The 8,402-nt window shown below is 74.4% G+C and carries 8 protein-coding genes and 3 tRNA genes; 6 read left to right on the forward strand and 5 right to left on the reverse strand.

Annotated elements, in window-relative coordinates:
- Positions 1–66: 66 nt before the first annotated feature.
- From ACFRQN_RS38300 to ACFRQN_RS38310, 3 genes are all read right to left on the reverse strand, one after another.
- On the reverse strand, positions 67–1,470 hold the full coding sequence (locus ACFRQN_RS38300) for a glutamate decarboxylase (RefSeq protein WP_380745221.1): 1,404 nt from the start codon (positions 1,468–1,470) through the stop codon (positions 67–69).
- Between the two features lie 100 nt (positions 1,471–1,570).
- Complete coding sequence (locus ACFRQN_RS38305) at positions 1,571–3,004, reverse strand: FGGY family carbohydrate kinase (RefSeq protein WP_380745223.1); 1,434 nt, start codon at positions 3,002–3,004, stop codon at positions 1,571–1,573.
- 169 nt (positions 3,005–3,173) lie between these two features.
- Positions 3,174–3,479: a hypothetical protein gene (locus ACFRQN_RS38310; RefSeq protein WP_310593127.1), complete on the reverse strand. Its 306-nt coding sequence runs from the start codon at positions 3,477–3,479 to the stop codon at positions 3,174–3,176.
- A gap of 229 nt (positions 3,480–3,708) precedes the next feature.
- Here ACFRQN_RS38310 and ACFRQN_RS38315 point away from each other — a divergent pair.
- Positions 3,709–3,781, forward strand: a tRNA-Asn gene (locus ACFRQN_RS38315).
- A 61-nt stretch (positions 3,782–3,842) separates the two neighbouring features.
- Positions 3,843–3,915 (forward strand) — tRNA-Asn (locus tag ACFRQN_RS38320).
- 134 nt (positions 3,916–4,049) lie between these two features.
- Here ACFRQN_RS38320 and ACFRQN_RS38325 read toward each other — a convergent pair.
- Both ACFRQN_RS38325 and ACFRQN_RS38330 read right to left on the reverse strand, forming a co-directional pair.
- Positions 4,050–4,796, reverse strand: a complete 747-nt coding sequence (locus ACFRQN_RS38325) for a serine protease (RefSeq protein ID WP_053111986.1) — start codon at positions 4,794–4,796, stop codon at positions 4,050–4,052.
- Between the two features lie 117 nt (positions 4,797–4,913).
- Complete coding sequence (locus ACFRQN_RS38330; RefSeq protein ID WP_074000756.1) at positions 4,914–5,774, reverse strand: serine protease; 861 nt, start codon at positions 5,772–5,774, stop codon at positions 4,914–4,916.
- Between the two features lie 189 nt (positions 5,775–5,963).
- Between ACFRQN_RS38330 and ACFRQN_RS38335 the strand changes: the two genes are divergently transcribed.
- The 4 genes from ACFRQN_RS38335 to ACFRQN_RS38350 all read left to right on the forward strand — a co-directional run bounded on the left by ACFRQN_RS38335 (position 5,964) and on the right by ACFRQN_RS38350 (position 8,332).
- A tRNA-Ile gene (locus tag ACFRQN_RS38335) sits at positions 5,964–6,037 on the forward strand.
- A gap of 304 nt (positions 6,038–6,341) precedes the next feature.
- On the forward strand, positions 6,342–7,289 hold the full coding sequence (locus ACFRQN_RS38340; RefSeq protein ID WP_074000757.1) for an SPFH domain-containing protein: 948 nt from the start codon (positions 6,342–6,344) through the stop codon (positions 7,287–7,289).
- Positions 7,290–7,298: 9 nt separating this feature from the next.
- Positions 7,299–7,586, forward strand: a complete 288-nt coding sequence (locus tag ACFRQN_RS38345) for a hypothetical protein (protein ID WP_074000758.1) — start codon at positions 7,299–7,301, stop codon at positions 7,584–7,586.
- 41 nt (positions 7,587–7,627) lie between these two features.
- On the forward strand, positions 7,628–8,332 hold the full coding sequence (locus tag ACFRQN_RS38350; RefSeq protein ID WP_074000759.1) for a GPP34 family phosphoprotein: 705 nt from the start codon (positions 7,628–7,630) through the stop codon (positions 8,330–8,332).
- Positions 8,333–8,402: the final 70 nt, after the last annotated feature.

Consider the following 8,402-nt stretch of genomic DNA (forward strand, 5'->3'; position numbering starts at 1 on the left):
CTCCCCGCCGTGACGTTCTCCCGGTCGTACGACCGGCCGGATGCACGCCCGGCCGCGCGAACGGGGTCAGTGGTGGAAGCCCGGCCGGGGCGGCACCCCGAGCTCCCGGAGCGGGACGGGCTGGCGCCGCAGCTCCGGCAGCAGCCGGTCGAGGTCGGCCAGCAGCAGGTCGGCGAGGTCCCGGGAGAAGCCGTTGCGGCAGACCACCCGGAGCACCGACAGGTCCTCCCGGTTCGCCGGGAAGGTGTACGCGGGGACCTGCCAGCCGCGTTCGCGCAGCCGCCGTGAGACGTCGAACACGTCGAACGGGACGTCCCCCTCGGTGGTGAGGGCGAACACCGGGACCTGGTCGCCCCGGGTCAGCAGCCGGAAGCCGTCCAGCTTCCCGATCCGCCCGGCCAGGTAGGTGGCGACCTCGCGGCAGGCGCCCTGGACGGCCCGGAAGCCCTCCCGGCCGAGCCGCAGGAAGACGTAGTACTGGGCCACCACCTCGGCGCCGGGCCGGGAGAAGTTGAGGGCGAAGGTCGGCATCTCGCCGCCCAGGTAGTTGACCCGGAAGACCAGCTCCTCCGGCAGCGCCGCCCGGTCGCGCCAGAGCGCCCAGCCCACGCCGGGGTACACCAGGCCGTACTTGTGGCCGGAGGTGTTGATCGAGGCCACCCGGGGCAGCCGGAAGTCCCAGAGCAGCTCCGGGTCGAGGAAGGGCGCCACCATGGCGCCGGAGGCGCCGTCCACGTGCACCGGGACGTCGGTGCCGGTGCGCTCCTGGTAGGCGTCCAGGGCCGCGCAGATCTCCGCGACCGGCTCGTACGAGCCGTCGAAGGTGGAGCCGAGCACGCCGACCACCCCGATGGTGTCCTCGTCGCACAGGGCGACCGCCCGCTCGGCGTCCAGGTGGAAGCGGGTGCCCTCCATCGGCGCGGTGCGCGCCTCGATCTCCCAGAAGTTGCAGAACTTCTCCCAGCACACCTGCACGTTGACGCCCATCACCAGGTTGGGCCGGGCCCCGGCGGCGTAGCGGTCGGCGTTGCGGTGCATCCAGCGGCGCTTGAGCGCCATGCCGGCCAGCATGCAGGCCTCGCTGGAGCCGGTGGTGGAGCAGCCGACGGCGGTGTCCGGGTCGGGGGCGTGCCAGAGGTCGGCGAGGATCGCCACGCAGCGCCGCTCCAGTTCGGCGGTCTGCGGGTACTCGTCCTTGTCGATCATGTTCTTGTCGAGGCACTCGGTCATCAGCCGGGTGGCCTGGGCCTCCATCGAGGTGGTGACGAAGGTCGCCAGGTTGAGCTTGGCGTTGCCGTCCAGCATCAGCTCGTCGTGGATCAGCTGGTACGCGGTCTCGGCCGCGACCGGGACCTCGCCGAGCCGGTGCAGCGGCGGGGCCAGCTTCATCGCGCCCAGCGGGTCGGCGATGGTCGGGTACGGGCCGATGCTCAGCCGGCGGTCGCCGCCGGCCCCCTTGTGCAGCGCCATGGCGTCCTGCCGTCCTTCGGGTCGGTGGCCGTGTCCCGTCCCACGCTGCCACCGGGTGCCGGGCGACGCATCCGCGCGGTCCGCCGCCCCCGCTCCGGGGTCAGGCCGCCGCCTCCGGGTGGACCTGGTCGCGGGCGGCCCGGTACTGCTGACGCACCGCCGAGCCGATCGCCAGGTCCTGCTCCCCGTCGGGCTCGACGGTCTCGGCGTCCGGCAGCTCCCACTCCGGGGGCTGCGGGGTGCCGGCCAGCGCCCAGGCGGCCTGCCGGGCGGCCCCGCGGGCGGCGTGCGCGCCGGGCGGCGGCACCACGACCGGGACGCCGAACAGCATCGGGGCGATGTGCCGGACGGCGGGCAGCCGCCCGGCCGTGCCGAGCAGGAACACCCGCTTCACCGGGACGCCCCGGGCGCGCAGCACGTCGAGGGCGTCGGCGATGTTGCAGAGCATGCCCTCGACGGCGGCCCGGGCCAGGTGCTGAGGGGTCATCGCCTCGGCCCGCAGGCCGGTCAGGGTGCCGGCCGCGTGCGGCAGCGCGGGGGTGCGCTCGCCGTCCAGGTACGGCAGCAGCACCAGGCCGTAGGCGCCGGGGGAGGAGTGCAGGGCGAGGTCGCTCAGGCCCTCCAGGTCCCGGCCGAGCAGGGCGGCCGTGGAGCGGAGCACCTGGGCGGCGTTGAGGGTGGCGACCATCGGCAGGTGCCGGCCGCTGGCGTCGGCGAAGGAGGAGACCAGGCCGGACGCGTCGACCACGGCCTCCTCGTGCACCGCGAAGATCGTCCCGGCGCTGCCGAGCGAGACCACCGCGTCGCCCGGGCCGAGGCCCAGGCCCAGCGCGGCGGCCATGTTGTCCCCGGTGCCGGCCGAGATCAGCAGGCCCTCGGGGGTGTGCCCGGCGGGCTCGGCCGGGGGCAGGACGTCGGGCAGTCTGAGCTCGTGGCCGAGCGCCAGCTCCACCAGGTCCTGCCGGTACTCGCCGGTGATCGGCGACCAGTAGCCGGTGCCGGAGGCGTCGCCGCGGTCGGTGGTGCGGCGCTTGGGGTGGCCGAGCAGCTGCCAGACCAGCCAGTCGTGCGGCAGCAGCACCTCGGCGACCCGGCGGGCGTTGGCGGGCTCGAACTCGGCCAGCCAGCGCAGCTTGGCGACGGTGTACGTGGGGGCCGGCACGGAGCCGATCGCGGCCGTCCAGGCGGCCGGGCCGCCGAGGGCGTCCAGCAGTTTGGCGGCGGCGCCGCTGGAGCGCGGGTCGTTCCAGAGGATCGCCGGGCGGACCAGCACCCCGCCCGCGTCGAGGCCGATCATCCCGTGCTGCTGGGCGCTGACCCCGATCGCCCGGACGCTCTCCAGCAGGCCGCCGGTCGCGGCGTCGCCGAGCGAGTGCAGCCAGACCTGGGGGTCGGCCTCGCCCGGGCGCAGGTCCTGGTCCTCGGGGACGGGGTGCGGCGCCTTGCCGGAGCGCAGGACGGCGCCGGTGTCGGCGTCGCACGCGACGATCCTGGTGCGGTTGGTCGAGCTGTCTATCCCCGCGACGATGGCCATGCCGAGATCATGCCTCAGCCCGGCCCCGGACGCGTCCGGGCCGGGCGGCCTGTTGCGGGTTCGCGACCCCGGGTCGGGGTCCGCTTCGCCCAGCTGTCACCGTCCCGTCACGGACGGCGGGTACCCGGCCCCACCGCCCCGGGTGAGGCGGTCGGGCCGGGCCCGGCGCTCACGGCCGGAAGGTCCCCCAGCCGTCGTCCTCCGCCCTGGTGCGGTTGAAGTACGGCACCCGGTCGGTGACGGCGTTCGGCAGCCGGTCGCCGACCCGGCCGGCGACCGCGTCGGCCGCCTTCCCGGCCACCGCACCGGCCTGCTGCCGGGCCCGGTCGGTCGCGTTCTGGACCGTGGGGTTCCGGGCGATCTCCCGGGTGACCTTGGCGATCTGTTCGTAGCGCTGGCGCCCGGCTCGCGAGCCCAGGACGTAGCCGGCCGCGAAACCCACGGCCAACGACAGCTTCCACATGGTCGGATCCACCCTCTCCTGGCGGCCTCTGCCGCATTGCCCTACCCGTACGTCGGGACGGCGAACCGTCCGCGCCCCAGCATCCCCGGCCCCGTCGCCGGGCGCGCGCGGGGCACGCCGGGCGGCGATCCGGGGGCGATCCGGGAAAGCGATTGGCGGACCACCCCCCCGAGTGCGCTAATGTATGTCCCGCAGCGAGCGCCGAGGAGCCCGGGAGACCGGGGGCCGAGGCGGGAGCCGATCCCCCATAGCTCAATTGGCAGAGCAGCCGACTGTTAATCGGCAGGTTATTGGTTCGAGTCCAATTGGGGGAGCTCGGGAGAAGGCCCTCAGGGGTCCTGTTCCCGTCCGTGGTACGGAAGTTGGGTACCGCGATCCCGCATAGCTCAATTGGCAGAGCAGCCGACTGTTAATCGGCAGGTTATTGGTTCGAGTCCAATTGCGGGAGCTGCACCGGGCCTGCCCGGTGACTGCTCAGAGCGAAGGCCCCTCGGTCGACCGGGGGGCCTTCGTGTTGTCCCCGTCCGGCTCCGCGGCGTGACGTGCGCGACACCGCCCCCGGCGCCGGGGACGGTTCCCGGGTCAGGCGGTCGCCTTCCGGTAGAGCTCGGCGACCCGCTGGTCGAAGGTGACGCTGTACGAGGTGCCGGGGGTCTCCCCGCCCTCCTGGTAGCCGCCGATCACGCCGACCACCGCGCCGTTCGAGGTGACCCACGGGCTGCCGCTGGTGCCGTCGGTGTAGCCGCCGCAGTCGAAGCGCTCCTGGGTGGCGCTCTGCGAGCTGGTGCGGACGGCGCAGGTGATCGGCTCGTCGCTCTCGTTCGGGTAGCCGGTGACCGAGACGGACAGCCCGAAGCCCTGGCCGGTGCCGACCGGGTTGCCGCCGACCGCCTCCTCGACCTGCCGGCCGTCGACCGGGCCCACCGTGACGAAGGCCACGTCGTACTCGGGGTCGTCGCCGGCCGCCCAGCGCGGGTCGACGGTGATCGCCTGCACCGGCCAAGTCCCGTACGGGGTGGACCCGTTGCGGTAGCCGGGGGTGAACACCAGGCCGTCCAGCAGGCCGATCCGGCGGGTCTGCACGCAGTGCGCCGCGGTGACCAGCAGGTTGCCCCGGGGGCTGTGCACCACGCTCGCGGTGCAGGCCCGCGGTCCCTGCGCGGTGTGGATGGAGAGGGTGCCGATCCGGTCCCGGGCGGGGCTCCGCTGCGCGACCTCGGCGCGGGGCGCCGCGTCCTGCCCGCCGCAGGCGGTGCCGGCGGCCAGCAGCAGGGCGGCCAGCGCGACCGTTCGTGCCGTGTGCGCGGGCCGCGCCGGGCGGGAGGCCATCGGGGCTCCGTCTCGTCCTCGGGGCGGGCACCGGGGCCGTGCGTTCCGCCGTTCGTGAGGAAGATCTACCAGGCCGGGCCCGGCGGCGCCACCGCCGGGGTCCCGCCCGCCGCCCGGTCAGCCGGTGGCGCGGTCGTACAGCGCCTGGACGCGGTCGCCGAAGTAGCTGCTGTACGAGGTGTCCGGGCTGTTGCCGCCCTCCTGGTAGCCGCCGATCACGCCGACCACGGTGCCGGTCCTGGTGCTCGGGTCGAAGTCGGTGACCCAGGGGCTGCCGCTGGTGCCGCCGGTGTAGTCGGGGCAGTCGATCCGCAGCTGGGTGGGGCTCTGCTGGAGGGTGGTGTTGGAGCAGGTGATCGGGACGCCGCTGCTGCTCGGGTAGCCGGTGATCTTCACCGGGAGCCGGTAGCCGCGGTTGACGCCCAGTCGGTTGGCGCCGAGCACCTGCTGGACCTGCTGCCCGTTCTGGGCCTGGACGACCGCGAAGGCGACGTCCATGTCCGGGTCGGCGTGGTCGTTCCAGGCGTCGTCCACGGTGACGGCCAGCAGCGGCCAGACGCCGCTGGGGGTGTCGCCGTCGCGGTAGCCGGGGACGAAGACCAGGTCGCCGCGCCGGCCGAGCTTCGGGTCCCAGACGCAGTGGGCGGCGGTGACGACGAGGTTGAGCCCGGCGCTGTCGACCACGCTGGCGGTGCAGAAGTGGTCGCCGGTGGCGTTGCGGGTGAACACCGCGCCGACCAGGCCGTTGAGCACGGTGGGCTTGGCGGTGCGGGTGACGCCGGTGTGCCGGCCGGACGCGCCCTTGAACCGCTGCCGGTTCCAGCCGTGGCTGTTGACGGCGGCGGAGGTGGCGGCGCTGGGTGGTGCGGAGGTGACGGTCGGGGAGCTTCCGCCCGGCCGCGCCGCGGTGGTGCAGCCCGCCGCGGCCAGCACCAGTGCGAGCGCCGCGGCCGCCGCCCCCGTCCCACGTGTCGTCATCCGCCCAGGCTGCCCCGGACGGGTGCCCCGCCGCCACCCGGGCTGCGCCGCCCGGGAGGGGCGCACCGTCGCGCACCCAGGTGCGCCCCCGGCGAGCATCACGGGTGATCGACCGGCTATGCTGCCCGGGACGGCCTCGCTGGGGCCGTCTGCTGCTGCCGTGTCGACGACCGGCGCGCGCGGCGAACCGGGGCGGTAGCTCAGCCGGTTAGAGCAGGGGACTCATAATCCCTTGGTCGTGGGTTCGAGTCCCACCCGCCCCACCTTCTCGATGTGCGACGAGTGTCGTGATGACCCTTCGCGGGCGGGCCGCCGAGCCGGGGCCCCGCCGCCTTTCCACCGCATGCGACGTCGCAGAGTCTAGGCCGCGGCCACCCTCCTTCCCCGTGTGGCGCGCCGGAATTCACCCGCCCGTGGGCATCGGCCCCGACCGTCCCCGACGGCTCTCCGCCGCCTTCTCCGCGGCCGTTCGCTCCTTTCTTCCCGTCACCGGACCCTGGCGCCGCACGCTCAAAAAGTGATATCACTTTGCCATCGGATGCGGATGCTCGCCGAAGGAGTCGCCCCATGACCACCCCGCCTTTCGCCGTCGAGGACGGTGCCGTCCTGGACCTCCCGGTCCCCAAGATCACCGAACGGGCCATCACCGGGGCGGCCGGCCTGCCGGTCCTCGGCGGCACGCTGCTCGGCCTGCTCGCCGGAGTCGGCTCGTTCGTCGCCGGCGCGGTCCAACTCTCCGGCGGCGGAAAGGGGTTGGGCATCGGGCTGATGGTCCTCGGGCCGGTGCTGCTGCTCGGCTCGGTGGTGCTGATGTGCGGGCTGACGGTGGTCTCGCCCGGACAGGCCCGGGTGGTCCAGCTGCTCGGGCGCTACCGGGGCACCGTCCGCGCCGAGGGCATGACCTGGCTGAACCCCTTCACCAGCCGGCGCCGGATATCCACCCGGATCCGCAACCACGAGACGGAGACCACCAAGGTCAACGACGCGGACGGCAACCCGATCGAGATGGCCGCCGTGGTGGTCTGGCAGGTCGAGGACACCGCGATGGCGGTCTTCGAGGTGGACGACTACGCCGACTTCGTCGCCATCCAGACCGAGACGGCCGTACGGCACATCGCCACCAGCTACCCGTACGACGCCCACCACGAGGGCCAGTTGTCGCTGCGCGACGGCGCGGACGAGATCGCCCGCAAGCTCTCCGCCGAGATCGCCGCCAGGGTCGCCGCGGCCGGAGTGCGGGTCATCGAGTCCCGGATCACCAGGCTCGCGTACGCTCCGGAGGTCGCCCAGGTGATGCTCCAGCGCCAGCAGGCCGGGGCCGTGGTGGCGGCGCGCAGGCTGATCGTCGAGGGCGCCGTCGGTATGGTCGAGGAGGCGCTGGACCGGCTCGCCGAACGCGATGTCGTGGAGCTGGACGAGGAGCGCAAGGCCGCCATGGTGAGCAACCTCCTGGTGGTGCTCTGCGGCGACCGCGGCACCCAGCCCGTCGTGAACACGGGCTCCCTCTACCAGTAAGGCGAGGCCTTGGCGACGGAACGGAAGAAGCTCCTGTTGCGACTGGACCCTTCAGTTCACGACGCGCTGGCCCGGTGGGCCGGGGACGAACTGCGCAGCACCAACGCCCAGATCGAGTTCCTGCTCCGCCGCGCCCTCACCGACGCCGGCCGGATGCCCGGCGGCGCGGCCCGGCTCCCCCGGCGCGGACGCCCGCCCAAGGAGAGCCCGCCCAAGGAGAGCCCGCCCGAGGAGAACCCGGAGAGCCGCCCGGAGAACCCGGAGAGTCCGCAGAGCGGTGGTTCCGCGGCGGACTGACCGCGGCGGGCCGGGCACCGACCGAACGACCGGAGAACGAGATGGACCTGCTCGCCAAACTGCCCAGCAAGCCGCCCGCCGACCTCCCCGTCAACCTGCCCGAGAAGCTGTACCTGCTCGCCTACGACCCGCGGCGCGGGCGGATCACCCGGCAGTCCACCCTCCACCTGGTGCTGCAGGCGGCGGCGCTGACCGAACTGCTGCGCCGCGGACTGGTGCGCGAGGAGGGCCGGACGGCCGTCGCGAGGGTCCGGGACTCCGCCGCCTCGGCCGGCCTCGACCCGTACAGCGCCCACCTGCTGGGCCGGATCCAGGAGAAGCGGCCGCACAGCTGGAGCTGGTGGATCGGCCGCGCCCCCAGCGTCGGGCGCGACCAGCCGGCCCGGCGGATCCGGGAGGGCCTGGCGGAGGCGGGCTGGATCGGCCTCCAGCAGGGCCGGGCGGCCGGGGTGTTCCCGGTCACCCGGGTCACCCTGGACGGGCCCGAGGTGCGCGCGGCGCTGGCGGCCTCCGTCACCGCCGCGCTGAAGGGCCCGCTCAGCCGGGTGGACCCGGCCGACGCGGCGCTGGTGGCCCTGGTCGCCGCGGGGCGGCTGCGCACGGTGCTGGATCCCAAGCAGCGTCGGGAGCACCGCGGCCGGATCGAGAAGCTGTACCCGGCGGCCGGCCCGGTCCCGAAGGCGCTCGGCTCGGCCCTCGCCTGGCGCCAGGCGAGCCACACGGCGGAGATCGCCGTCCTGGGCTGACGGGCCGTCCACGGGGGGGGGGGCCCCGCCCCCGGCGCGGGGCCCCCCCGGTCGCAGGAAAACAAAACCC

This window comes from Kitasatospora sp. NPDC056800, from assembly GCF_042789775.1.
Lineage (GTDB): Bacteria > Actinomycetota > Actinomycetes > Streptomycetales > Streptomycetaceae > Kitasatospora.